This is a genomic window from Shewanella indica (assembly GCF_033842865.1).
In the GTDB taxonomy this organism is placed as follows: domain Bacteria; phylum Pseudomonadota; class Gammaproteobacteria; order Enterobacterales; family Shewanellaceae; genus Shewanella; species Shewanella indica.
Genome location: NZ_JAWXXR010000001.1, coordinates 4,219,051 through 4,245,980 on the forward strand (window position 1 = coordinate 4,219,051; position 26,930 = coordinate 4,245,980).

Annotated in this window: 18 protein-coding genes, 1 other RNA gene and 1 pseudogene; 4 read left to right on the plus strand and 16 right to left on the minus strand. The window is 49.6% G+C overall.

Going from position 1 to position 26,930, the window contains the following annotated elements:
• Positions 1 to 104: 104 nt before the first annotated feature.
• Together katG and rfbC are read right to left on the minus strand one after the other, a co-directional pair.
• Complete coding sequence (gene katG / locus SIL79_RS18910) at positions 105 to 2,348, minus strand: catalase/peroxidase HPI (RefSeq protein ID WP_319619880.1); 2,244 nt, start codon at positions 2,346 to 2,348, stop codon at positions 105 to 107.
• A gap of 303 nt (positions 2,349 to 2,651) precedes the next feature.
• The gene (gene rfbC / locus SIL79_RS18915) at positions 2,652 to 3,215 is read right to left on the minus strand and encodes a dTDP-4-dehydrorhamnose 3,5-epimerase (RefSeq protein ID WP_039035867.1); all 564 of its coding nucleotides are present in this window, start codon (positions 3,213 to 3,215) and stop codon (positions 2,652 to 2,654) included.
• Between the two features lie 210 nt (positions 3,216 to 3,425).
• Here rfbC and SIL79_RS18920 point away from each other — a divergent pair, with 210 nt between their 5' ends.
• Positions 3,426 to 3,899, plus strand: a complete 474-nt coding sequence (locus tag SIL79_RS18920; protein ID WP_319619881.1) for a copper resistance protein NlpE — start codon at positions 3,426 to 3,428, stop codon at positions 3,897 to 3,899.
• A gap of 79 nt (positions 3,900 to 3,978) precedes the next feature.
• Here the strand turns inward: SIL79_RS18920 and SIL79_RS18925 are convergent, their stop codons facing one another.
• From SIL79_RS18925 to cysB, 3 genes are all read right to left on the minus strand, one after another.
• Complete coding sequence (locus tag SIL79_RS18925; protein WP_319619882.1) at positions 3,979 to 4,980, minus strand: NAD-dependent epimerase; 1,002 nt, start codon at positions 4,978 to 4,980, stop codon at positions 3,979 to 3,981.
• A 40-nt stretch (positions 4,981 to 5,020) separates the two neighbouring features.
• A complete protein-coding gene (locus SIL79_RS18930; protein WP_039035870.1) occupies positions 5,021 to 6,184 on the minus strand; it encodes a nucleotide sugar dehydrogenase in 1,164 nt (387 codons plus the stop codon).
• Between the two features lie 308 nt (positions 6,185 to 6,492).
• Entirely contained in the window at positions 6,493 to 7,467 is a 975-nt protein-coding gene (gene cysB, locus SIL79_RS18935; protein ID WP_319619883.1) for an HTH-type transcriptional regulator CysB, read from the minus strand.
• A 227-nt stretch (positions 7,468 to 7,694) separates the two neighbouring features.
• Between cysB and SIL79_RS18940 the strand changes: the two genes are divergently transcribed.
• The gene (locus SIL79_RS18940; RefSeq protein ID WP_039035872.1) at positions 7,695 to 8,474 is read left to right on the plus strand and encodes a hypothetical protein; all 780 of its coding nucleotides are present in this window, start codon (positions 7,695 to 7,697) and stop codon (positions 8,472 to 8,474) included.
• A gap of 239 nt (positions 8,475 to 8,713) precedes the next feature.
• Here SIL79_RS18940 and topA read toward each other — a convergent pair whose 3' ends face one another.
• On the minus strand, positions 8,714 to 11,353 hold the full coding sequence (gene topA, locus SIL79_RS18945) for a type I DNA topoisomerase (RefSeq protein WP_039035873.1): 2,640 nt from the start codon (positions 11,351 to 11,353) through the stop codon (positions 8,714 to 8,716).
• 337 nt (positions 11,354 to 11,690) lie between these two features.
• Here topA and astB point away from each other — a divergent pair, with 337 nt between their 5' ends.
• On the plus strand, positions 11,691 to 13,025 hold the full coding sequence (gene astB / locus SIL79_RS18950) for an N-succinylarginine dihydrolase (protein ID WP_319619884.1): 1,335 nt from the start codon (positions 11,691 to 11,693) through the stop codon (positions 13,023 to 13,025).
• 346 nt (positions 13,026 to 13,371) lie between these two features.
• Here astB and SIL79_RS18955 read toward each other — a convergent pair whose 3' ends face one another.
• The 5 genes and pseudogenes from SIL79_RS18955 to SIL79_RS18970 all read right to left on the minus strand — a co-directional run bounded on the left by SIL79_RS18955 (position 13,372) and on the right by SIL79_RS18970 (position 20,524).
• Positions 13,372 to 17,793 (minus strand): SslE/AcfD family lipoprotein zinc metalloprotease, encoded by a 4,422-nt coding sequence (locus SIL79_RS18955; protein WP_319619885.1) that lies wholly within the window; start codon positions 17,791 to 17,793, stop codon positions 13,372 to 13,374.
• 854 nt (positions 17,794 to 18,647) lie between these two features.
• Positions 18,648 to 19,586 (minus strand): site-specific integrase, encoded by a 939-nt coding sequence (locus SIL79_RS18960; RefSeq protein WP_144361117.1) that lies wholly within the window; start codon positions 19,584 to 19,586, stop codon positions 18,648 to 18,650.
• A gap of 138 nt (positions 19,587 to 19,724) precedes the next feature.
• Positions 19,725 to 19,904: pseudogene (locus tag SIL79_RS20715) on the minus strand (DUF6538 domain-containing protein); the annotation flags it as partial.
• A gap of 71 nt (positions 19,905 to 19,975) precedes the next feature.
• Positions 19,976 to 20,072, minus strand: an RNA gene (gene ffs, locus SIL79_RS18965) — signal recognition particle sRNA small type.
• Between the two features lie 143 nt (positions 20,073 to 20,215).
• Positions 20,216 to 20,524, minus strand: coding sequence for a ComEA family DNA-binding protein (locus SIL79_RS18970; RefSeq protein WP_039033902.1), 309 nt, complete (start codon positions 20,522 to 20,524; stop codon positions 20,216 to 20,218).
• Positions 20,525 to 20,902: 378 nt separating this feature from the next.
• Here SIL79_RS18970 and SIL79_RS18975 point away from each other — a divergent pair, with 378 nt between their 5' ends.
• Positions 20,903 to 22,297 (plus strand): DASS family sodium-coupled anion symporter, encoded by a 1,395-nt coding sequence (locus SIL79_RS18975; RefSeq protein ID WP_039033901.1) that lies wholly within the window; start codon positions 20,903 to 20,905, stop codon positions 22,295 to 22,297.
• A 48-nt stretch (positions 22,298 to 22,345) separates the two neighbouring features.
• On the opposite strand, the gene SIL79_RS18980 is transcribed toward SIL79_RS18975, so the two are convergent.
• The 5 genes from SIL79_RS18980 to pspB all read right to left on the minus strand — a co-directional run bounded on the left by SIL79_RS18980 (position 22,346) and on the right by pspB (position 26,912).
• Positions 22,346 to 23,539, minus strand: coding sequence for a trans-sulfuration enzyme family protein (locus SIL79_RS18980; RefSeq protein WP_101096000.1), 1,194 nt, complete (start codon positions 23,537 to 23,539; stop codon positions 22,346 to 22,348).
• Between the two features lie 129 nt (positions 23,540 to 23,668).
• Positions 23,669 to 24,802 (minus strand): TIGR01620 family protein, encoded by a 1,134-nt coding sequence (locus tag SIL79_RS18985; protein WP_319619886.1) that lies wholly within the window; start codon positions 24,800 to 24,802, stop codon positions 23,669 to 23,671.
• Positions 24,803 to 24,805: 3 nt separating this feature from the next.
• Positions 24,806 to 26,242 carry a YcjX family GTP-binding protein gene (locus tag SIL79_RS18990; RefSeq protein WP_144361119.1) on the minus strand — a complete coding sequence of 479 codons (1,437 nt, stop codon included), beginning with the start codon at positions 26,240 to 26,242 and terminating at the stop codon, positions 24,806 to 24,808.
• A gap of 54 nt (positions 26,243 to 26,296) precedes the next feature.
• Complete coding sequence (gene pspC / locus SIL79_RS18995; RefSeq protein ID WP_039033898.1) at positions 26,297 to 26,686, minus strand: envelope stress response membrane protein PspC; 390 nt, start codon at positions 26,684 to 26,686, stop codon at positions 26,297 to 26,299.
• A complete protein-coding gene (gene pspB / locus SIL79_RS19000; RefSeq protein ID WP_025011223.1) occupies positions 26,679 to 26,912 on the minus strand; it encodes an envelope stress response membrane protein PspB in 234 nt (77 codons plus the stop codon). The genes pspC and pspB overlap by 8 nt, the downstream gene beginning before the upstream one ends.
• Positions 26,913 to 26,930: the final 18 nt, after the last annotated feature.

Consider the following 26,930-nt stretch of genomic DNA (forward strand, 5'->3'; position numbering starts at 1 on the left):
TGGCATTTGGAAAAATCCAGCAAAAAACGGCGCAAAGCCAAAGCCTGCGCCGATTTCATGGGATGGTTATCCCCCTATGACTTGTTTACATCAGCCGTCAGCGATTACTGCAAATCGAACCTATCCAGCTCCATCACCTTGGTCCAGGCTTTGGCAAAGTCCTCAACGAAGCGGGTCTTGCCATCGTCTGCGGCATACACTTCAGCAACGGCTCTGAGTTCTGAATGGGAACCAAACACCAAGTCGACAGGCGTAGCCGTCCATTTGAGTTTGCCGGACTGACGATCAAGCCCCTGATAGAGACCAGCCTCCTTGCCCTTTTCCCAACGAGTAGACATATCCAGCAGGTTAACGAAGAAATCGTTACTGAGCTTGCCGGGGCTTTGGGTGAACACCCCATGCTTACTACCGCCACTATTGGCATCCAGCACTCTGAGACCGCCAACCAATACCGTCATTTCAGGAACCGTCAGGTTAAGAAAGTTCGCCTTTTCAATCAGAGCTTCGGCCGGTGAAGCCGGGCTTTGATCACTGAAATAGTTTCTGAAACCATCGGCCTTGGGCTCTAGCACGGCAAAGGAGTTCACATCCGTTTGGGCCTGAGTCGCGTCCATCCGCCCGGGATGGAAGGCAAGATTGACTTTAACCCCGGCATCGGCTGCGGCTTTTTCTATGGCGACACTGCCGCCCAATACAATGAGATCAGCCAGCGACACCTTTTTACCGTCCTTGGCTTTCTTGTTGAAATTCTTTTGGATTTTCTCAAGTTTACCAATGACTTTCGCCAATGCCTTGGGATCATTAGCCGCCCAATCGCGCTGGGGCTTCAGGGCGATTCTGGCACCATTGGCGCCGCCACGCATATCTGTGCCACGAAAAGATGACGCCGCGGCCCAGGCGGTTTTCACCAGTTCAGGCACGCTGAGGCCTGAATCCAAAATAGCCGCTTTCAGTTGTTTGGTATCGGCCGCGTCGATCAGTTGATGATCGACGGCTGGGATAGGGTCTTGCCAGATCAGATCTTCATAAGGCACATCTTTACCCAGGTAGCGGCTCTTCGGCCCCATATCTCTATGGGTCAACTTGAACCAAGCCTTGGCGAAGGCCAGTTCAAACTCGGCCGGATTATTGAGGAAACGGGTCGTGATCTCGCGGTAAATAGGGTCTTCCTTCAGCGCGATATCACTGGTGAACATGATAGGAGCATGACGCTTGTCGGGAATATGGGCATCTGGCACCAAATTGGCGGCCTTGCCATCGGCAGGGATCCATTGAATGTGGCCGGCCGGACTCTTGGTTTGTACCCAATCGAAAGTATAGAGCCAGGTTAAGTATTCCATGGTCCACTTGGTGGGATTGGAAGACCAGGCGCCTTCCAGGCCGCTGGAAACCGTATCTTCCGAGTGACCTTTACCGCAGCGGTTTTTCCAGCCAAGGCCCTGCTCTTCTATTCCGGCGGCAGCGGGTTCTGCGCCGACACACTTGGCTGGGTCATGGGCGCCATGAGCCTTACCGAAGGTGTGACCACCGGCGATCAGCGCCACGGTTTCTTCATCATTCATGGCCATACGGCCAAAGGTATCGCGTATTTCCTGGGCAGATGCCAAGGGATCGGGCACGCCATTGGGCCCCTCAGGGTTCACATAAATGAGTCCCATCTGGGTGGCTCCCAAAGGTTTTGCCAACTCACCTTTTTCATTATGGCGTTTATTGTCGAGCCACTGTTTTTCGGCGCCCCAATTTACCTTCTCGGCTTCCCAGTCATCAGTGCGGCCACCGGCAAAACCGAAGGTTTTAAAACCCATGGACTCCAGGGATACGTTACCCGCCAGTACCATGAGGTCGGCCCAGGAGATCTGGCTGCCATACTTTTGTTTAATTGGCCAAAGTAAGCGGCGAGCCTTGTCGAGACTGACGTTATCGGGCCAACTGTTGAGAGGTTCAAAACGTTGCTGACCACCACTGGCACCGCCGCGACCGTCAAAGATGCGATAAACACCGGCACTGTGCCAGGCCATACGGATAAAGAAAGGGCCATAGTGACCATAGTCGGCGGGCCACCAGTCCTGGGAAGTGGTCAACGTGGTTTTAATATCGGCTTTGACTGCGTCCAAATCCAAAGAGGTAAAGGCCTTGGCATAATCATAATCGGCGCCGTAGGGATTGGATTCAGCGCCGTGCTGGCGCAGCGGCGATAGATCCAGTTGCTGCGGCCACCAGTAAGCGTTGGTTGTTGCGGCCTGAGGCTGAGCGGCCGATGGCGACTGCGCCGCTTGGGTACTGGCTGCGCCAAATACCATGGCAACAGACAGCGCCACCGCGGTCAAAGATGGGATACTTGATTTCATGTTGGAAGTCCTCTTCCTTGGTGAAGGGGGTGGGATAAGCCACTCCCCCGATTCAAGTGCCGCGAATGCCGGCGCCTTTGGTTAGCGCGCCTTAACAAACGGGCACAGTTAAGCAGCGACGGATACGGCCTGTCGCTGCTTATTCCAAGGTAGTGAGGAAACCTATTCGCGACTAACGATTAAATCAGATTATGGTAATCTAAAAAGAAGCGAATACTAATTTAGGGGGCGGCATTCTGTAGTTGTCCAACCATTTTCTAAGCCAAAGATTGGAAGTCAGTGGTTGCTATCAAATGTTCGTTTTCAAGCCCAGTGTTGAGCGCTAAAGGGCTTGGCCTGTCTGTCTTTGGCTGAGAGTAATGGCTCACCCAGTGCGATATTCAGCGGCCAGTCAATCGCTAACTCGGCATCGTTCCAGACAATGGCGCCTTCATCGCCAGGTTGGTAATAATCACTGCACTTGTACAGCACCTCAGCTGGGCCCTTGGTCACATAAAAACCATGGGCAAACCCCGGTGGGATCCATAACTGGCAGCGATTTTGTGCCGATAAAAGCAAACCGTGCCATTTACCAAAGGTGGGAGACTGGGGACGAATATCGACGGCGATATCGTATATCTCACCGCTGATAACCCGAATCAACTTACCCTGGGGATATTGGCGCTGAAAATGAAGCCCCCTAAGCACGCCCGTGCCAGAACAGCTGTGATTCTCCTGCACCAGAGTGACTGGATCTTGACCGGAATCCATCAAGGCTTTTTCAAAGACAGAGGCTCGAAAGCACTCCATAAAATAGCCCCGAGCATCACTGAAAATCTCGGGCGTAAACAATATCAGACCGGATAAAGGGAGAGATTGAACTTTCATTAAAGTACACAAAAAACATTAATTGATGAGGATTGTAGCAGGAGTCAAAGCGGTAAGACGATAGCCTTTCGATTGCATTGCTTAAACAAGCCGGTTACGTGACTGAATAGGCTCTGAACCATAACCAAGATGGTGTGACAAAAGCCTTACACCCGGTAAAACAGCTGTGCTAGCCTGAAGGCCAACTTAGGTAACTTAAGGGAATAAACCATGAACAAATCCACTATTTTTGCGCTGTTGATGACAAGTGGTATGGCGCTGGGTCTGGCTGCTTGCCAAGATCAGGAAAGCCAATCTCCAGGGACAAACGGCCCAGCAGAAACCGCTACGGCCCCGGCTGAACAAACAGCCCAAATACCAATGGGTGATACCAGTCAAAACTCGCTGGACTGGGACGGAAGCTATAAAGGACTGCTGCCCTGTGCAGATTGCTCAGGAATAGAAACTACGCTGACGCTCAAAGAAGATAACAGCTATCGCCTGCAGCAAATGTATCAAGGTAAGGACGAGAGCATATTCAGCGAAACCGGCAAGTTCACCTGGGATGCCAGCGGCAGCAAAATCACCCTGGAGGATGGCAGTAAATATCTGGTAGGGGAAAATCAGTTGTTTATGCTGGACAGAGAAGGCAACCGCATCACCGGCAGCCTGGCTGATAACTACAGGTTAAATAAAGAGAACTAAATACGGCGCATGAATACTGCAAAATGATGAGATAAAGCCATAGCGCGTTTCAGTTCTGAAGCGCGCTATGGCTCTTTTATCAATAAAAGGCTTTATACCAATCGGCAAAGGCTTTGACCCCTTCAAGGATCCCAACTCTAGGCTTATAAGCCACGGCACTATATAGATCTTCGGTATCAGCCCAAGTGGCCTGGACATCACCATCTTGCATAGGCAGCATAATTTTTTCAGCTTTTTGCCCGAGCGCTGCTTCAAGCTCACTGATAAAATCCAATAAACGAACCGGGCTGCCATTACCTATGTTATAAACACGATATGGCGCACTGCTGGTTGCCGGGGAGCCCTGTTCTACCGTCCATTCGCTCTGCCGTATTGGCACTTTATCTGCCACTCTGATGATGCCTTCGACGATATCATCGATAAAAGTAAAATCACGGCTCATATTCCCCTGATTGAACACCTTGATGGGCCTGCCAGAAGTAATGGCATCGGCGAACAGCATAGGTGCCATATCCGGGCGTCCCCAAGGGCCATAGACAGTAAAAAACCTCAGTCCAGTTGTGGGCAAGCCATAAAGATGCGCATAGCTATGTGCCATCATCTCATTGGCTTTCTTAGTCGCCGCATAAAAAGACACCGGATGGTCGACCGAATCATTCGTCGCGAATGGCATCTTCTTGTTGAGGCCATAAACCGAGCTGGAAGAGGCATATACCAGATGTTCAATGCCATGATGACGGCAGCCTTCCAACACAGTAAGCGTACCGATAAGATTACTGTCCGCATAAGCATAGGGGTTTTCAATTGAATAGCGAACCCCAGCCTGAGCCCCCAAATGGATGACCCGCTTAAAACCACCTTTGGCAAAGAGTTCAGCCATAGCCTCCCTGTCAGCCAAATCAAGCTTTTGAAAATGGAAATGGTTAAAGTCAGCCAGTTTTTGCAATCTGGCCTGCTTTAAACCGATATCGTAGTAATCATTGAGATTATCGATACCAACAACTTCAAACCCCGCTTCACACAAACGTTCGCAGACGCGGGCCCCGATAAAACCGGCTGCGCCGGTAACCAAATATTTCATACCACTGTTCTCATTTAACTTTCAGCATGGGAAGCCGCTTTCAATCGTTACCAAAGAGATCCCGGGTATAAACTTTATCCGCAACATCTTTTAGTTCATCAACCATACGGTTCGAAATAATGACATCTGAAACTTTTTTAAATTCAGTAACATCGCGTATCACTCTAGAGCGGAAAAACTCATCACTTTCCAGCACAGGTTCATACACCACCACTTCAATCCCTTTGGCCTTAATTCGTTTCATCACACCTTGCACCGCCGAAGCGCGGAAATTATCAGATCCGGACTTCATGATCAGTCGGTATACGCCAACTACTTTGGGTCTTTTGGCAATGACGGAATCTGCAATAAAGTCCTTACGGGTTCGGTTGGCATCAACGATTGCCGCTATCAGGTTGTTGGGAACCTGGTTGTAGTTAGCCAGTAGTTGTTTGGTATCTTTAGGCAAACAGTAGCCACCGTAACCAAATGAAGGATTGTTATAATGACCGCCAATACGGGGATCCAAACACACCCCCTCTATTATCTGCTTTGGATCCAGGCCATTGGTTTCCGCATAAGAGTCAAGTTCATTGAAATATGCGACTCGCATAGCTAAATATGTATTGGCAAAGAGCTTAATAGCTTCAGCCTCCGTACTACCGGTAAAGAGCACGGGAATATCTGGCTTTAACGCTGCGTCAACAAGCAATTGAGCAAATCGTTCGGCTCTCTCTGAGCGTTCACCAACAATAATTCGAGAAGGATAAAGGTTATCGTACAAAGCCTTACCTTCTCGCAAGAACTCAGGTGAGAATATGATATTGGCCGTACCATGCCTGTTTCGCAATGCTCTGGTAAAACCAACAGGCACAGTAGATTTAATGATGATACAAGCGGCAGAATTAACCGCTATCACATCTTCTGCCACGGCTTCTACTGTGCTGGTGTCAAAGTAATTGGTCTTGGGATCGTAATCCGTTGGCGTAGCAATAATCACATAATCTGCGCCCCGATAGACCTCTTTGTCCGTTGTAGCAGTTAACTGCAACTTATTGCTCACCAAGTATTGCTCAATAAGCTCATCGGCTATGGGCGAGCGACCGGCATTGACCATTGCCACTCTTTCTGATGAGATGTCCAACGCCCACACCTGATTATGTTGTGCCAGCAAAACTGCGTTTGACAGGCCAACATAACCTGTTCCAACAACCACTATCTTCATTTTTTCCCCCAACTGCTTACGCTGTACGCTAACTTAACACAGTGGTGAAACCAGAGATATACACAACGAGTCTAGCCCCTAAGGGGATTAGACTGGTGGCTGCTATGCTAATTATTGACAAACACCGTCCACTTACGCCATGGCACAGCCGGGATAACCGAACCATAGCGCAGCAATGAGCAAGGACTTTGCATAAAGAGAAGAAAAATCTCCCTATTACAGGGTTGAAGCTGAAAGCACGGAACTGATACTTGTCGTCAGTCTATAAAACCGGCTCAGACCGAAGACAAGGCTTTCATGCAGCGGTTTCAGCGCAGCGGCAATTCGACATCAGCAAACATCTGTTCTATCAGCTGTGCATCACGCAGGGCCACTGCCTTATCCACTACATCCCGGGTCAGATGCGGCGCAAACCGCTCAATAAAATCATACATGTAGCTACGCAGGAAACTGCCCTTTCTAAAGCCTATCTTGGTGGTGCTGTGGGCAAACAGATGGCTGGCGTCTATGGCGACCAGATCCTTATCGATTACAGGGTCGATCGCCATGGAGGCGATTACGCCCACCCCGAGTCCCAATCTGACATACGTCTTGAGCACGTCGGCACTGGTGGCACTGAAAACGACCCTGGGCTCAAGCCCCGCCCCATGAAAACCACGCTCAATTTCCGAGGCCTTATCAAAACCAAACACATAAGTGACCAGAGGGAAGCGCGCCAATTCTTCAATGCTGATCCGGCTACGGCTGGCGAGCGGGTGATCCCTGGATACCACCACAGAACGATTCCAGTGATAACAAGGCAACATGATGAGGTCGGAATAAAGATGCATCGCCTCGGTGGCAATGGCAAAGTCGGCATCACCACGGGCAGCTGCTTCGCTTATCTGTGAAGGCGTACCTTGATGCATATGTAGATTCACCTTGGGGTAACGTTCGATAAAATGCTGGATAATCTGTGGCAAAGCGTAGCGGGCTTGGGTATCTGTGGTGGCAATGTTCAGTTCCCCCTGATCCGGCTTAGTGTATTCTTCAGCCACCTTCTTGATACTTTCGACTTTACCCAGGATATCGTTGGCAATTTTAATGACCAGCTCGCCGGCCGGTGTCACATGAGTCAAGTGTTTGCCGCTGCGCCCGAAGATCTGGATCCCCAGTTCATCCTCCAGCATGCGTACCTGCTTACTGATCCCTGGCTGAGAGGTGTAAAGGTTCTCAGCGGTCGCGGAAACATTGAGGTTATGATTAACCACTTCTGCAATATATCTGAGCTGTTGCAGTTTCATCTTTAGATCCTTGAACTTCAGCCCCATTCAGGAGCAGAATTGAGTGTTGGAATACCGGACATCTATAATTAATGGTTATAGTATAAAGCAATAACTAAATCAAACAGGAATATAGCCGCGAATGCGAGCTATCTTCAGGACAGATACCTGGTGCTGGGCTAAGATAACTAGGCTAGTTTATTGATTTATTGTAGCATTAACATAATGATAAAATTTACGGACAGGCTATGGCATTTACTCTCGTACTGCTGCTGATAGGTGCGCTTCTTTTGCTGGTTATCGGTATCAATGTTATTCAGCAACAAAAAGAGCGAGTCGAGGCCGAACGTCGTACTGAGTTGGCTCGTCAACGAGCGATTTTGGACGAAACTGAAGAAGTTCTCTCCAATACCGGCATGTTTCCATGCTCTTCACAAATCGTTTTGGTGCTCTACAAGCGCATTCAGGATGCCGCAAGAATTGCCGTTACCCTGAGTAAAGCCAACCAAAAGAGTGACTATGAACGACGGCTGACCGACCTTGACGCGCTGATCACCAATCTGCAAAACAGTCCCCAACAAACACCTGCGATAGAGAGTTTTCGTCTGCCGGACAACGACCGTCAGGTATTGGTACTGGTACAGACTTTGAAAAAGCTCAAGGCGATTTTGCGTGCCGAGCATAACAAGGGCAAAGTCGATCCTACTGTTTTTTCCACTGAAGAAGGCCGTATCGATAGCCTGCAACTCAGGATCAATGTCGAGAGTATGCTATCCCGCGCCCGTGCCGCCAGTTATATGAAACAATATGGCTCATCGAGGCAGATGGTGACTAAGGCCCTCGGCACCTTGCATACCATCAAGGCGCAAACCCCGAACGATCCTTTCATTGCCCGCAAAGTGGATGAAGCCAAGCAACTACTCGATGAAATCATGGGGGCACAAAAGATGGCTCAGCCCAGTGCCCCAAAAACCAAAAGTGATGAAGATGATATCGACGTGTTGTTCCAGCCTAAGAAGAAATGGTAAGCCGTCAACTTGACCTAAAGTAGCTTCAGGCAAGCACAGTTCAAAAAGCGCCTTCAGGGTGCTTTTTGGCTTAATCCTGTCCAATCAAGACTCTATTCTCCGATTACCTCTCTGCCAAATCCATCTTGAATAATCCAAGCGGGTAACAGTTGTTTCCAATGACGACCAAACATAGGCCTCCGGAAACAAGAAAGCCCTGCAACGGCAGGGCCTTCTTAACTCAGGTCTTTACCTGAAACTTAACTCTTGGCTTTCTTTTTCTTGGTGTTTTCAGCAAACCACTTGCCATCACGATAATGAGCAACCCAGCCGGTAGCCTTACCGTCAACTTCGCTGGCCACATACTGCTCTTTAGTCTTGCGACTGAACTTCACCAGAGTCGGATTACCTTCATCATCTTTCACCGGCGCATCGGCCAGGAACTGATATTTGGGCCACAGCAACTCGCGATACTCCACCAGCTCAGAGACCAATGGTGCACGGGTTTCGCGGGATCTCGGGAAAGTACTGGCAGCCAGGAAGATGCCTGAAGCCCCATCACGCAAGACAAAATGAGCGTCTGACTTGCTGCACTTGAGCTCAGGTAAGGGAATAGGATCTTCCTTAGGCGGCGCCACTTCACCATTTTTAAGCAGCTTACGGGTATTTTTGCACTCACTGTTGGTGCAACCAAAATACTTACCGAAACGACCGTTCTTTAGCTCCATATTACTGCCGCAGCGGTCACATTCTATTACAGGGCCTTCGTAGCCCTTGAGCTTGAACTGTCCCTTCTCGACTTCATATCCAGGGCAAGCAGGATTGTTACCACAAACATGCAGCTTGCGAGTTTCATCCAACAGATAGCTATCCATGGCAGTACCACAGATGCCACAGCGATGCTTGGCTCTGAGTGCCTCGGTTTCGGCATCTTCACTCTCGCTAATCGCTTCTTCACCCGGAGTCAGGTTCAGCGTGGTCTTACAACGCTCTTTGGGTGGCAGCTCATAGCCGGAACATCCCAGGAACACACCAGTAGTACCAGTTCGGATCCCCATTTGGCGACCACAAGTAGGACAAGCTATATCTGTCAGCACCATCTGGTTGGGGCGCATACCGCCCTCTTCCGGTGGCAGCTCAGCATGTTGCAACTGCTTGGTAAAATCTTTGTAGAAGCCATCAAGCACCTGTTTCCAGTCGAGTTGCCCCTGAGCGACGTTATCCAAGGTCTGCTCCATACCGGCGGTAAAGTCATAGTTCATCAGGTTGGAGAAGTTTTCCACCAGACGTTCACTGACGATTTCACCCATCTTCTCGGCGTAGAAACGGCGGTTTTCCACCTTCACATAACCACGATCCTGGATGGTGGAAATAATAGTGGCGTACGTAGAGGGGCGACCTATGCCACGCTTTTCCAATTCTTTAACCAGAGAGGCTTCACTGTATCGCGCCGGTGGCTTGGTAAAGTGCTGTTTGGGATCCAGTTGTTTCAGATCCAGTTTATCGCCCTTGGCCAGATATGGCAGAGTGACTTCTTCTTCATTCTTGCGCTTGACGGCAGATTGTACCCGGGTCCAACCATCGAATTTCAGGGTGCGACCGCTGGCTTTCAGCTCAAACTCACCGGCCTTGACCGTGAGTCTGGTGGCATCATATTGAGCAGGAGTCATCTGACAGGCAACAAACTGGCGCCAGATAAGCTCATAGAGCCGCTGAGCGTCACGCTCCATGTCGGTCAGTGACGCAGCGTGCACAGAGACATCTGAAGGGCGAATCGCTTCGTGAGCTTCTTGTGCGCCCTCTTTGCTGCCATAACGAATCGGTGCATCCGGCAGGTACTTGTCGCCGAACTCTTTGGCAATCATGGTTCTGACGTTATCCAGCGCTTCCTGGCTCAGATTGGTAGAGTCGGTACGCATATAAGTGATATGACCCGCCTCATAGAGACGCTGGGCCATCATCATTGTCTTCTTCACTCCAAAGCCGAGACGGGTACTGGCTGCTTGTTGCAGTGTCGAGGTAATAAAGGGAGCGCTGGGCTTGCTTTGAGTGGCCTTATCTTCGCGGCCAATTACCTCATAACTGGCCGATTGCAGTGCGGCCACCGCGGCCAGCGCCTGAGATTCATTAACCGGCTCAAATGCTTTGCCGTTTTGCTTGACCACTTGCATGGTCAGGGCATCATCGGTAGCAGTCGCCAATTGTGCATGCAGATCCCAGAACTCTTCCGGCACGAAGGCTTTGATCTCGGCTTCCCGCTCAACCACCAAACGCACGGCTACCGACTGAACCCGCCCGGCAGAAAGGCCTCTGGCGACCTTTTTCCACAGCAGTGGCGAAACCATAAAGCCCACAACTCGGTCGAGGAATCTCCGCGCCTGCTGAGCATTGACCATGTTGTTGTCAAGATCACTGGGTTTGCTGAAAGCATCCTGAATAGCGCTCTTGGTGATCTCATTGAACACCACCCGCTTATAACGCGAATTGTCGCCGCCTATTACCTGCTGCAGGTGCCAGGCAATCGCTTCCCCTTCTCTATCCAAATCCGTCGCGAGATAGATTTCATCGGCAGAATCGGCCAGCGCTTGTAGTTCTTTTACCACCTTCTCCTTACCAGGCAGAATTTGGTAGTTGGCTTTCCAGCCGTGCTCAGGATCAACCCCCATACGGGCAACCAGAGCCTTTTTCTCTTTCACCTTCTTGTACTTGGCCTTTTCTTCAGGTGACATCTTACGCACTTCAGCGGCGCTTTTGGCCTTGCCGTTGGCGTCGGCGGAGGAGGAAGTCGGCAAGTCACGTATGTGACCCACACTCGACTTAACGATGAATTCTTTACCAAGATATTTGTTGATAGTCTTGGCTTTGGCCGGCGATTCGACAATAACTAGCGATTTACCCATAGTGTGATTTGCGCCAAACGATCTCAGAACGGTGAAAATTGGCACCATATATAGAGGGTTGTCCACGGACTTTCAAGTTAATCCCTCTTTTATGTGTACCGGCGACTCAATTTTTAAGCAGGGTTAAAAAATTGTACAAAATAATATTGCGTAATTAAAAACTAATATTTCATTATTTCACGGCAAGCAAGTAATAGTTATGCATTTGTGATGAAAAAGCACTTTTTGCAGCCTTCCTGGTCGACTTGTGAAGCCTTGGGGCTCAAGTATACTGGAGCCAGTCCAAGGCCTGGATTGGGCCTCTATAACAACCTCAAATACCCCAAAAGGACAAGCAATGAAGCATTTTGAAGCGAATTTTGACGGATTGGTGGGCCCCACCCACAACTATGCAGGCCTGTCGTTCGGCAATGTCGCCTCCCTGAACAATGCCGCCCAGGCAGCCAACCCCAAGGCGGCGGCCAAACAGGGCTTGCAAAAGGCCAAGGCCCTGGCCGACATGGGGATGGTCCAGGGCATTCTGGCGCCGCAAGAACGCCCTGATCTACATACACTGCGCAGAATAGGCTTCAGTGGCACGGATAAAGAAGTGTTGCAAAAGGCAGCCGCGCAGGCACCTGCTGTTCTCAGAGCCTGTTGCAGTGCTTCCAGCATGTGGACCGCCAATGCGGCAACCGTATCCCCAAGTGCCGATACCCATGATGGCCGCGTGCACTTTACGCCGGCCAACCTGGTGGATAAGTTGCATCGCTCAATCGAGCCGCAAACCACGGGCAACATTCTCAAGGCCATTTTCAGCGACAGTCGCTATTTTGTACACCACCAGCACCTGCCGGAACACAGCAGTTTTGGTGATGAAGGCGCTGCCAACCACACCCGCCTGTGTCAGGAATATGGTCATGCCGGAGTCGAAGTCTTTGTTTACGGCCAGGAAGCTACCAACCCTCAGGCCATAAGACCGAAGAAGTTTCCCGCCAGACAAACGCTGGAAGCCTCGCAGGCAATCGCCCGTTTACATCGTCTCGATGAAGACAACACTGTCTTTATTCAACAAAATCCTGAGGTGATAGATCAAGGCGTATTCCATAATGATGTGATCGCTGTCGGTAACCGCAATGTGCTTTTCCATCACGAGCAGGCCTTTGTCGATACCAAGGCCAAGCTGGTAGAGATCCGCGCCAAGTTGGAAGGTGATATCCATTTCATTGAAGTACCGACCGCCAAAGTCAGTATTCAGGATGCGGTCAAATCCTACCTGTTTAACACTCAGCTATTGAGCATGAGTGACGGCAAGATGGTTATCATAGCGCCAACCGACTGTGCCGAGAATCCAGCGGTAAAAGCCTACCTGGATGAATTGCTGACTCTGGATACACCAATTCAGAAAGTTGAATACTTTGATGTTAAACAAAGCATGCAAAACGGTGGTGGCCCAGCTTGCCTTCGCCTGAGGGTGGCTATGAATGATGCCGAGTTGGCAGCCATCAATCAGCACGTTCTGCTCGACGATAACCTGTTTACTCGCCTCAACGCCTGGGTGGACAAACACTACCGCGATCGCTTGTTACCCGCAGACTTGGCCGACCCACAATTGCTAGTCGAGTCCCGTACCGCACTGGATGAACTGACTCAGATAATGAAACTCGGCAGTGTTTATCAGTTCCAGAGATAAGTTTTAGCTTAATTTCTACATTTCAAATCACTTCCGCACAATATCGGCCTCTGTTCTTGAGGCCGACTTTTTGCAACTAAAAAATTTCCGTCAGGCACTTGGGGCTCTTGTCAGAGCGCCATCTATATCCTTGATGAGTAACCAAAAGAATAATGGGCAGGTGAATGATTAATCCGTTGGAAGTCGTGACGTTAATCAGTAACCTGTCGGCATCTGTCTATTCGGCACCAGCAACCGCCACTCAGCACTCCGTTGCGCTATTTTGATTGGTTCACCTCAGGTAATCAAAATGCATAAAAATCCCCCAACCTAGGTTGAGGGATTTATCGTTAATCAATTAAATATCCTAATTGAGGGAGTTAACTGCCAGCGGATCCTTTGTTGGCTTGCTCAACTTGAGTTGGTCTAGTGTACTAAGACCTTTATGGCTGATCCCACCACTGTACACTTTGCTCCCATCCGGGTTGGTCATAGAAGTTTCACCAACATTCCAAGTGGTAAAGAAGTCACGTAAGTCGTAACCGGACACGTATGAGCTGCATACCATCATAAGATCACCGTTAGATAAGCCCGTTGCCTGTGAACTACAGTAGTTTATACCGCCATTATCACCTTGCACGTCGCCGCGAGCCTTACGATGCATCAACTTGAACATATTCCAACCTTCATCTGCACCATAGATGGATGGTTTATCCTCCGAATCTGAGTACCAGTCATCAATTTTAAAGTGTGCTTTGGCCCAAAGTTTAAGTTGACCGAACATCACCAAACGCATCCCCGCATCACCATGGGACCAGGCATGACCGGCATTGCCATCAAGCCACAATGGCGCTTTTTGGATATCAGCCGCTATACGATCCATTCGAGGATTGTCATTACGGCCCTCAAGCTCCTGCATATACAACGCCAACAGGTTATTGGTAACTTCTGTACTGCCGGGAGCATTAAAAGGAGCAGAAGCTAGGTTGTGCCCCACTTCATGCCACAGCAACCAATCATTTATGGCATTGGTTGGAACACTAGTGGCATCGGCGTTAAAGCCAGAGTTCATCACAGGGTAACCCGAGTGCGCAGCACCAATGGAGATCTGCATATCGTTAACAAAGCGATGACGGAACTCTTTCAGATCTGTGTAGGTAAAGCGGCGATGCCGGCCTTCATCAGTTCTTTCATCACGACCATAGAAATCGCTTGCTGCCTCAGCAAAACGGTTCATATCCGCAGCGAATTTATCGACATTCATCAACTGCACATTCTGTACCGGCGTAGTGTAAATAAATGACTCGGTATCAATTTCAGCAATAGGTGCCGTTGCGGACTCCAGGCTGTGTATCCATTGCCCCTCCTTCCACCATGCTGCGGTTTCTACTCCTTCCAGGTTAAAGGTAACTTCGCCTAGCCCCTGCTCTTTAGGCTGAATATAAATCAAACCACCATAAGGCGTTTTAAAGGACTTACGTACACCATTATAGTCGTAGCTGGTTTGCATCCGTGGTGGACGCTTTAAACCCAACTCATGGTTTGACCTACCCGTTAGATCATCTGCCATCATGACAGTAATGGTCGCTTCCACTCCCCCGGTAATGGTCACCTCTTGCAGTTGAGGAGCCCAGTAACCTGTGGATTGATTATTACCTGCAGAGTAGGTGACAGCGTTACCATCCGTTTGAATGTGAGCTGTGCCGTTAGACACCACCCCGGGGGTGCGTCCCGGATATTGAGTGGTATCGACAACAATGTCATGATCCCAGAATGAACGTCCCAACATGATTCGGGTTAATGGTTTTTCCATATAGTTCAATGGATAACTGGGATTCATTTGACCTTCTAGGTCACCAGCACCATAGATCATGCCGTTACTGACCAGGGAGGCTTTCAAATCCAGCGGACATTTGGCTTCCTGGGTATCAGCTTGATGCTTATCGTCCGTGTAACAGTTCAGGAACTGCACCGCTTGTTTAAAGCCCAGTTCATCTTGAATTTCTGTCTCATAACGGTAAGGGTTGTCATTCCACATCCAAATCGCCAGATTATCGTAAGTTTGATTCAGCTCGGTCGCTGATAAACGACTACCTTGTTTGCCTTTGGTGCGGTAGTAAAGCTCATGCTTGTATAATGCGGTAAAGTTCGCGCCCAGGTTTGCGGCTTTCACCATACTTTCGACAACATCTTTACTCACTTCATAACGGTCAAAATCCGGCCGGTGATAGGCACCACGAACTGTGTAACCATGCCCGGAACGAGTTTCAATACAGTTAAACTCATACTCGTAGGCATTGTTACACACAGGCGTGCCTTCAAAGGCAGCTTGAAGCTCTGCGATTGCCGCTTCACGTTCTTCAGCTGTATTGACAAAGATACGAGCATGTTTTTTCAACATTACAGGGTTGCCCTGCGGATCAAACTCTGGATTACCGTCGGCATTTAACTTAGGTACCTCGTAGGTCGGGATCTCAAATTTGATCTTGGTTTCATCTTTGAGCCACTCGACAGTGCCATCCTGATTGACAGTAAATGGCTGCTTACCCTCATGGTCTTGAAAGCGCTCCAAAACCACCATCTCCGAACCACCTTTTACATGCAGGTTTGGATAGGCTTCCTGACAATAATAAGAACTGCCACAAAATGCTTGATTTGTCGGGGTCACATTTTGGCCGCCGACAGAGATACCCGCCGCATCGGCCAATCGGCCAATCGGCTCTGGGTTTGCGGTTTGAATGGCATCCATAAACAAGATATTACCGCCGTCATTCACATACTTGATTAGTGCAGTAACATCACTTTGAGTCAGGTTCGGATTATCCAAATCTGCCACGAACTGATTTGTCATCCCATCTTGGATCAGTTTTGGTGGATATGCCTGCAAAATCAAAATCGGGGTGGCTTTGGCTGAAATATTGCTAAAGCTACCTTTACTCAGTTGAGTAAGCTCACCAAAACCAAAATCAGGACTAACAAAAAAGTCATATTGCATCCCTAAGCCACTATTGGCATGAGCAAAATATGCTTTATCTATGTTAGTACCAATAGCGATACCTTGTGTTGGGTTATTATTATTAAACCACTGGAACAAGTTAACAAAGAACTGCTTCATACTGCCATGGTCATCATGCTTTGGGTTTTCAACCTTAGTGGAAGTACAGCTCTTAGCCGAACTGTCGATCTTAACAGAACGGTTATTCCAATAATTGTCCGGGCATGAAAGAATGCTTGGGTACAATCCATTTCCCATCATCACAATCTTACCTTGGCCAATCTCACCTGCTGTAACAAATGGGAAGCCAAAGGTTGCGTTGTCTTTACTCACTGTTGGAATCGCAGGCATATCAATACCCGGCCAAGTCGCGATATAAGGGCGCCCCTCGCGGGTCCACGCTTGTGGTTCACCAAAATCAAGTTCACGGTTTATATCAGAGCGCGGCATCATCACAGGAAACGCGCGATTGGAAAGATTCAATGCCCGCATGCCACGAGTATAACCGGTTGCACCGTAAAAACTGCCGTTATCATTAAATACATGGAATGTATTTACATCGCGAAAAATGGCGTTTAATGATTCAGTTACGTATTTACTATTATCTAACGAAAAAACCTGTGGTTGAGATTGCGAATAACTGAATGCCATCGGCTGACGTAATTCTTGATCTATCCAGGCAGTCAAACCTTTACTGAACTGTTCATCGAACTCATTGGGCAAATTAAAGTCAGAACCCTCAAGCTTTCCGCCATTTGGCAGTGAAAGGTTGATAAGCTCATTAATTACGTTTGGATACATAGCAAACGTATCCCTGATCTCTGTGGTAATTTCAAACTTACCATTCAAGTTTACAGCATAACGCTCAATGAGTGCCTGGATATTGGCTTTCGTGACATCATTATCCGTTACATCGGTTAGCTTATAGTCAACTTTATTACCAACAACCTTACCAAATTCAAAAGTGTCAATACCAAAGGTTAAGGTATCACCCCAAAGGTATTCAAACTCACCATTATCATCCGTTAAACCTATAGAGTTTGCGGAGAAATAACTTACACCAACAAGAGGTTGACCATTTATATCCGTCAGCTTACTGCGGGTAAGAACTTTGCCTTCTGCAGTTGGTTTATAAGCGTAGCTCGACTCAGCATTAGCAGATACAAACTTTGCATTCAGATCGCTATCAGCATCTGCGTCAACCGCTGGTGTCACTTTGTTATCAACGTGAGAGCTTGGCGCCTTACCGACTTGGTCCGTGGCCGCCTCCTCTTTCGAGGCAAAGTAGGCATCAATGACTTCATCACTTAGACCTTGACTAAACACTTCTTCGATATCAAATGAATCAATCTCTGTTAAACAGATTGCATCTTCATTCTCGCAAGCATCGATTGATTGTAAGACTTCAGTGACCCGCTTACCGTGCAGGCGAGTCAGTTCAAAAGAGGTTTCTATCTTGCCATTTTGGATCTGATCACGAGTCTCATTCGGAAATGGAGCGGTAAATTCACCAAGAACAACATTGCCCACACGACAGTCAAAGGAAATCCCTTGAAGGACTTCGAATCTACCATCAATAACTCGCTGCCCATTACAGTCCACTTCACCTTTAATGAGTTGTCCTGATGATTGGAGCTGACCTATATAAGTTATTGGTGGAATGATCTCTGTAGGTGGAACCACATCTGTCGGAGGAATAACCTCCGTAGGTGGCACCTCACCCAATGAATCATCATTATTGCATCCTGCCAGCATCGCAGATAAAACCATTATAGAAATAATACTTTTCTTCATTTAGTTTCTCTAGAGATTATTGACAAAGTACTCGTGTTAAATACTCGCTCGCCTTGCATTAAAATAAGGCTTACTGAAACAACAAGTTTCATTTACCTCTTGGCAAGAAAACCTTGTTATTGAACAGTAACAAATATTGACGACCTATTTAAAACCCATAAAAAACAGTTAAACCAACTTTATCGAAACATATTCAAAGCCAACCAACCTCAAGACGCAAAACGTTTGAGAGCAGTCGCCTTTTGGCTTAGTGATAAATTATATTGACTCATCAGTTAACCCGAGCTATAACTGGCTCTGCGAACAGAAATTTTGACCCAAAAACTATCGCAGAAAACCAGGCGCGCGTAATTTAATAAAACTATTTGGCCATGTCGATAACTTCTTTACCGCACATCCGATTTTTGACTAGACTTCAGTTGTAGAATCGTACTTATTGTCACAATCGTACATGCATTTGTTAAAGACGCAACATCGGAAAAGTGGTTTACAACAAATATAATACCCCACGTTTATCCCCTCCAATTACCTCTTACCTTGTGGCGAATAAAGGGTTCTCTTTACGCACCTGTGTTATCCAATACTTGCCACCTTCATCAAAGAGCAACCACTACCGACTGAGTGAGGTTTAGAAACAAAAAAGTCCGCAACGATGCGTAATGCCGTTCACTTAGTGTGAACGGCATTTTCTCTATACAAAAAATCCGATGACATAAGGTCTTCCGATTTTGATCCTTTCAATTAGATCGTCAAGCGTTCTGTCTTAACTAATCGCCATTAGACGTAAGGCATACACCTTTTGCTATCAACTATTTAGCTTTATCAACTGCCAAGCTATTGAATGACACTAAGCGCTACTCCCAATCCAGAGCCTCAACCACTCTGAGCAGGTTGTTTACCTTGTACTCCTTCCCGTAGCGGTCGAAGGTAATTGAGCCATGGGGATGCCCCAATAACCCGGCGACCAAATCAGAGCTAAACTCCTTGCGCTTCAACTGGGTTGCCACCGCATGGCGTATACCGTGCAAGGTCTCTCGCTCTCCCCAGTCCAGTTTCCTTTTGAAGTTGTGGAACCACTTAGAAACAGCATGGGAGTAACCCCGAGCCTCCTGTTTAGGCAACTCAGGGAACAGGCGCTGATGACCTAGGCTTCGCTGTCTCTCAACAAAATGCAGGAAGCCCAGAGCTATCAGCTTAGGGTGAATGGGGATGGCCCGCTCGCTGCTTGAGGTCTTAATTGATTGGTCTGGGTGACTGGCTCGGATAAGGATGCACGGATGACCATCAATTACCGTGAAATCATCCAGATACAACTGAGCCAACTCCCCGACTCTGGCCCCAGTGTACGCCGCAAGCCGAGGCACCCAGTACCTGTAGGCGTACCTTTTAGCGTTACCTATGGGCAGTGCTTGAAATAGCTGCTTGATTTGGAATGGAGTCAGCGCCTCCCGCTCTTTAGACACCTTCACCTTTGCCGACACACGAATGCTCATTCCTGCCATGGGATTAGGTGTTCCATAGTGAACAGGTGTCACATAGTGAGCTGAGGCCCACTGTAACAAGGCGGTGACCCGAGTCAGGTACTTGTTGATTGTCGCGACAGACAGGTCAGTCTTGGCACTGTAGTGCTGCTTATACCTCTGAGCCAGCTCCTTGGTGAACTGGTCAATCCTAAGGTCGCCCAGCAAGGCAATCATGTCTCTGAATGTCTTGCGGTTGACGCTCTCAGTATGTTTCGACCATGCACCACCCAAGACCTTTTCCCGGCTGTATTCATCCGCTATCTGGCTCAACTTAGGTAACTGGGGGGATACGGGGGGAATCTCAGGAGGGACTGGGGCCGATACCACAGCACGACCTTGAGAAGACTCCAAGCTGGCTGATGGGGATTGTGTCGCCGATGCTTTGCCTTTAGCCAAGGCATGCAGAGCCTTAAGCACATCCCAAGACCTCAGGACAGCCTCGCGCTTGTCTTTAGTGGCAAGTGTCTTGCGGAGTTCACGTTTCCCTATGGCATCTCTACGGTCTTCAGGAACGACTACACGGGCATACCAAATACCATGCCGGGACAGGAAGAGATAAGGACTGGATGATGTTCTGGCCGAGCTCAAAGTGGACCACCTTGTGTACCACCAAGGTTTATCTCAAGCTAACCATTTGAAAAGGTTTGGAATTGGAGGTTCCCCCAGAGCCACACCCCGGCACATGAGTCACTTGCTACGGTTGCTCCCTTCCGGGCCTGGCCGGGTTCACAAGTTATCATTGCGGGGGGACCCTGGGGTCACCACAGATTTGCAGCCTTGCTGCAACGCCGTGGATTATCCATCATGCCCTCGTCTGGATCAAGGGAAATAACCTCCGTTTGGCCGCGATTGCTTTTAAGTGAACATAAGATAAACAAAAGCTTGTGTTTCTCTTATGGTCAAAGTACCAATAGATGTTTATTCTGTTCGACCAGTTTAGGCCCAATCCCCTTTACCTGAGCCAACTCATCAATGGATTTGAATTTTCCTTGGCTGCTGCGATATTCCACAATCGCTTTGGCCTTGGCCTCTCCTATCCCTTTCAGTAGCTGCAACTCAGATTCCGAGGCAGTATTAATATTGATTTGGTGAACCTGTGCTTGTCCGGCTGGTGACGTTTGTGAAGTTTTGTCTTTAGTGGGCTCTCCGGCGTACAGGGGGAAACTCAGACTGGTTGCAAGTAATAAAGCATAGAATGGTGTTTTCATTGAAGACTCCTTGTCATGGTCATTGAGGCCGAGATCCCTTTCCTTGGCCTAAAAGAAATGTAGACCAGCGCACGGATATTGCCAAATTATTGCAACTAGACATTAGTACAACAGCCTAATGTGACACAGATCACCGTTTCAAACTTTCATTCTCTTTCAGTAATATAAAGGCAACGCCTCTTGGCTAACCGTTTGAAACAAAAAAACGCCCAAAGGCGACAAATTTAAGTGATCCAGCTCTCCAATTTACCAATTTCGTGATAGATTCCTCACACAAATGTATTAGGCAAGGTGGTTAAGTTACCCAATAAAGCCCTTTGCCAAATGTGAGCTATACCCTAAATTGCTTGCCATAAAAACAAGACGAGGAAGTTAACAATGTCTTTAGAACAAACGGAAAGCTTACCCCCTTCGCAGACAGAGAAGAGCACCCAACAACGTAACATGTTGATTTTGGCCGCAGATATCTTGCTGCTTTTTCTATTGCACAATTTTTTACCTTTTGAACCCGGGGTAAATACCGGTCTGTCTATCTTGGTATTTGCCGCTGTGCTCTGGCTTACTGAAGCCATTCATCTGAGTATCACGGCGATACTCATTCCGGTTCTGGCGGTATTTTTCGGTGTGTTTGAAACCAAAGCTGCCATGAGCAACTTTGCTAATCCAATTATCTATTTGTTTTTTGGTGGTTTTGTATTGGCTGCAGCCCTGCACCATCAAAAAATCGATACCCTTATCGCCCAAAAGGTGTTACTGGCTTCCAAGGGTAAACTCAGTATCGCCTGTATGATGCTGTTCGGGGTAACCGCGTTGCTGTCTATGTGGATCAGCAACACAGCCACCGCTGCCATGATGTTGCCTCTGGCGTTGGGAATTTTGCAGCAACTGGATAGAGAGAGCCAGCACAACACCTATGTCTTTATGTTGCTGGGTATCGCTTATTCGGCCAACATTGGTGGCATAGGTACTCTGGTGGGCAGTCCGCCAAACGCCATCGCCGCCGCCCAAGCCGGCTTGAGCTTCAGCGACTGGCTGGAGTTTGGCCTCTTGACCGTGGCTTTGATGTTGCCAACCATGCTGATCGCCCTCTATCTGTATTTCAAACCGGACTTATCGGTGGAATGTAAACTGGATATCGAAGATCAGAAACTGAGTTTTCAGGGAAAACTGACTCTGCTTATTTTCCTGGCCACAGTTTGCTGCTGGATCTTCAGTAAGCCCTTATCAGAGGCGCTCGGTGGTATCAGCCAGTTTGATACCATAGTCGCGCTTTCTGCAGTGGTTTTGCTGGCAGGACTTGGCTTGGTTGGTTGGAAGAAGATAGAAAAAACCACCGACTGGGGTGTACTGATACTGTTTGGCGGCGGTCTAACCCTGAGCGCCGTACTGAAAACCACGGGTACCAGCGTCTTTCTGGCACACTGGATGACAGACATCTTCGGCAGTACCCATATGTCGCTGTTCGTGTTCGCGGTCATTTTCTTTGTGGTGATGCTGACCGAGTTTGCCAGTAACACCGCCAGTGCCGCTCTGCTGGTACCTGTGTTTGCTGCCATAGCCGAAGCATTGGGGCTATCGCCCGTAATGCTGTCAGTGCTCATAGGTATTTCGGCATCCTGCGCCTTTATGCTGCCGGTGGCCACGCCCCCCAACGCCATAGTCTATGGCTCAGGCTACATAAAGCAATCTGAAATGATGCGAGTCGGTGTTATCATCAACTTCATCAGTATGTTGGTGCTCTATATCATAGCCCACACCTTCTGGGGCATTTGATTCTCTAAAGCCCGAAAAACAAGGCGAGCCATGCTCGCCTTGTCTCTTTTAACTGATCACTGTCAGTGCCTGCTCCAGATCAGCTATCAGGTCATCCACATCCTCAAGCCCGGCCGAAATTCGCAGCAGACTGTCACCTATACCGGCTTTAATACGCGCCTCCTGGGTATAGGGTGAATGGGTCATGGACGCCGGATGCTGAATAAGTGACTCACAATCCCCCAGACTCACAGCAATTTTGAACAGTGCCAGTCGATTGACAAAGGCCATGGACTGCTCCAAATCGGCCTTAAGCTCAAACGCCAACACCCCACCGGCCCTGCGCATCTGCGAGCCGATAAACTGATGGCCCGGATGGGAAACCAACCCGGGATAATGTACCTTGGCCACGGCTTGATGGGATTCGAGATACTGCGCCAAGCGCTCGGCATTATCGCAATGACGTTCGAGTCGCACCGAGAGGGTTTTCAGGCCTCGCAAAATCAACCAGGCATCGAAAGGCGATAGCACGGCGCCAATATCTTTTAGCTGTTGTTGCTTGATGGCCATTATCGCCGCTTGCGAACCACAGATGATACCGGCAATAACATCGCCATGGCCATTGAGATACTTGGTGGCGCTGTGAACCACAAGATCAATCCCCAACTGCAGAGGCTGCTGCAGCAGCGGGGTCATAAAGGTGTTGTCCACTATGCTGGTCAGTTGATGACGCTTGGCGATAGCGGCTATGGCACGGAGATCATATACGGCCAGATGCGGGTTCACCGGGGTTTCACAAAAAATCACCCGGGTGTGGGGGCGAATAGCCGCCTCGACCGCCGCGAGATCGGCAAAATCCACCAGAGAAACTTCAATACCGAAGCGGGCAAACTGCTCTGTCATCAATGAAAAAGTACAGCCATAGACGGCCGAGGAAGCCAACAGATGATCGCCACAGCTCAAGTATGCCAGCAAGGCCGCCGATACCGCGCCCATACCGGACGCGGCAGCAGCCGCTGCTTCAGCGCCTTCAAGCAACGCCAAGCGCCGCTCAAACTCGGCAACCGTCGGGTTACCCAAGCGGGTGTAGATATAGCCCTCTTCTTCACCGGCAAAGCGGCGACCACCGCTTTGGGCGGTATCAAAACAGAAGGTGGCACTCTGATATAAAGGCGATACCAGTGCCCCGGAAGGCTCGCCAGAGTGGCCGCCATGAATAGCCAGTGTGGCTGAGTGCAGTGCTTTTGGCTGCTTGTGTTGCATGCTTAACTCCCCATGTCAGTCCGACCATCCCTTATATTGTTATTCGGCTTATCGCCCGGGATGATTCAGTTGTCCTGTCACCAACATACTGAGTCAGCAAGACTTGCCCAAATCGGCAAGCAAAAATCATTACTCCTTGGTTGTAAAATCTTTGTTACGTTCGGGTTTCCTCACCAGCACAGAAGCGGAAAAATCCTTTAGCTCCAACAGCAGTTCTTTATGGATCCGCGACAGTTTGGGCTTGCTGGCACTGGAAAATGCCAGCGGCCGACAAAGCGCCATCGCCTGATAGCCAAGTCTCGCCGTCAACAAACCGCCCCCCAGTCCCTGACCGAGCCGCGCCGAAAGCTTGCCGGACATCTCTACCGACAGCAATTGGGTACCCAAGTCGGTGGCAAGCTCTGTGGTGCCGGCATAGAGAATATTGACCAGGATCCCGCGGATCAGCCGAATACGGCTCCAATAACCCAGTTCAACCCCATAACAGCGGGCAATATCCTGGATCATCTTCTGATTACGCCAGAGGATCAGCGCCATATCCAGTACCGCCAGCGGGCTGGCCGCCAGCAATAGGGCCGATTCGGCCGCATAACGGCGCACCAGCTTCATGCCAACCTTGTCACGCTCGGTCAGCACTACCTGATCAAACAGCTGCAACTGCTCGGCGTCATTCTGCTCCGGATTCAGCAGCGACTGCAGCCTGTCCTGCTCCGGCCCCTTGGGCATCTGCTTGCAAATACCATAGATAAAATCGCGCGCTTCGCCCATCTGCATACTGCCGAGCAGGCGTTGCCCGGTTTGCTGGGTATCTTCCACCTGGCGCAGGCGTTTGAGTTTGCGCCATTCCCCGAAACAAAGCTTGCCTACCCAGGCCAGCACCAAAGCGAGCACCAGGCTGTAAAAACCAAACAGCCAAGGGCTGTCGCGCCAGGCATCGATAAGACCCAGCAGTGTCTGCAGCACCACTGCCGCCATCACGCCCAGCAGGGCCAAACGCGCCAACCAGGACCAGCGTTTGGGCTTGAGGGAGATGAGTTCATCCGCCTTGGGCTGTGCACTCAGCACTTGCTCCAGTTCGGCTTCTGTGGGGTATTCAACAAAGTCATCGCCTTGGAAATCCTTGGCCGCGGCCAATTCGGCGGCGGATTCCGGCTGATGACTGAAAATTCTCTGTGGCGCCAACTCTGTGGTTTGCGCCTCATCAGCGTGACTGCCGTTGTCGGCAGCATTATCAACATGCTTTTCTGAACTGTGTTTTGCCACGACTTACCTCAACTTGTCGCCCAAAAGAAACTCCAGCAGGTGATCGAGCCGGATATGTTCATAGCCTTGTTCCGGTTGACTGTCGGGCGGCGCAAACTCACAGAAATGAAATCCCTGCCTTTGCCAGAACGCTTTTTCAGGCAAGGCTCTGGGCACCTCGCCCGGATACAGGGTCACCTTCTGTCCATCGCTCATGCGCCGGCCACAGACCACTTCCACCTCCACGCCATCGGCATCTTTGACCATACCGTGACGAGTCGCCTTGATGGCGCTGATGGCCATGGTTTCAACCCGACTGCCGGCAAATCCGGCCTGTTGCCGACTGGGTGCCAACATAGCGCTGAGCAGTGACAACACATTGCCCTGCTGATCCCGGGTCACCTGATCGACTTTACTGGCAGCAAACAGCAGGGTATCTATTCGGGGAGCAAACAAACGTCGCAGCAAATTGGACTGCCCATACTGGAAGCTGGCACTGATGGCATTGAGAGCTTCGGCCATATCTTCAAACTGCGCCTTGCCACGATTAAGGGCGCTGAAGCAATCCACCAGAATTAACTGACGGTCGAAACCGGCAAAATACTCCTGATAGAAGGGCTTGACCACCTTGGCCAGATATTGCTGATATCTGTGCTTGAGCACCTGATAATTACTGCGACGTCCGGCCGATGCCAGTTGCTGCTTGTCTTTGAGTTGCTCGGGTAACAGGGGAAAAAAGGCCAAAAGTGGCGTACCGGCCAGCTCTCCGGGCAGCAACATTCGCCCCGGCTGTGCCTGATAAAACCCCTGTTGATGCACCAGATCCAGCAGTAGTAACCGATAACTTTCGGCAATGGCGGCCAGCGCCTGATCGTCGGCATCGGCGTACAAATCCAGCGTCGCCAGCGCCGCAGCAAATTTAGGGTAAAGAGGCGAGGATTCCAGGGTTGATTGCCGGGCAAAGCGGGTTTCAGACCAGCGGTTAAAGTCCTGGCTCAACATGGGCAAATCCAGCAACCACTCCCCGGGATAATCGACTATGTCCAGATGCAGCTTGGCGCTGTCGGCCAATTTTGCCAACATCCCTTTGGTAGGCACATATTTGAGCGTCAGCCGCAGCTCACTGATGCTGCGGGTCGATGCCGGCCAACTGGGCCTGGCCGCGGTCAAACTGGCAATCGCCGCATCAAAATCAAAACTGGCTATGGTCAAATCCGGCTGCAGCTCCCGCCTTACCCCGAGTAACCGTCCGTCGCGGCACACCTGAAATAGGGGTAAGCCCCTGCCATCAGGCTCGGTGCCTGCGCGCAACAGTCTATCCACCAGCGCGGTAATGAAGGCCGTCTTGCCGGCGCCGGAAAGGCCGGTAACCGCCAACCTAAGATGCCTGTCTGTGGTGCGCTGTGCCAACTCACGAGTTTTGTGTTTGAGTTTGCCGAACTCTTGCCTGACGCTTGCCATAATTCTCCTGATACAAACAAACGGGGCGGTAAGCACCGCCCCTTGAACAAGGATTTATAGGTTGTTGAACTGTCTTTTCAACTCGAATTGCTCAGAGGTGACATGTTGTTCGAGTGCCCTGAGCCTATGCTCCAGCGATTGAAAGCGATTGCTTACATCTCTGAGCGCTTGCCCGGCGGGTTCCCCGGCTTGCCAGACCTTTTTCTTGACCCCAATGTCCTTATGGGTGTCTTTGGCTGTCCAAGGTTTGACATCCAGTATCATCCACAGCACCAGATAGGTGATAATCACCATTCCATAGCCACCGAGTAAAAGGATTGAAACCGTAGCGACCCGAACCAACCAAGGTTCCAGATTAAAGTACTCGGCTACCCCGGCACAGACCCCGGCTATCTTCCTTTGCTGGGGAATGCGGTAAAGAGTACGCTTGCCTGATTCAGTCATGACGTTGCCTCCATTCCGGGGACTCGGCATCCAGGATGGCTTCCAGTGTTTCAATCCTTTGGCCCATCTTGTCAGCTGTGTCTATCAAGTCGTTAAGCTGTTTGAACTCTGCCTCGGTAAGCCCCTGGCTCACCTGACGTTTACTGCGGTAATGCAGAATCAACCAGATTGGCGCCACAAAGATCATGAAGATAATCAGGGGTGCCAGCAGTAAGTCCATATCCATAAATCACCTCTGAGTCTG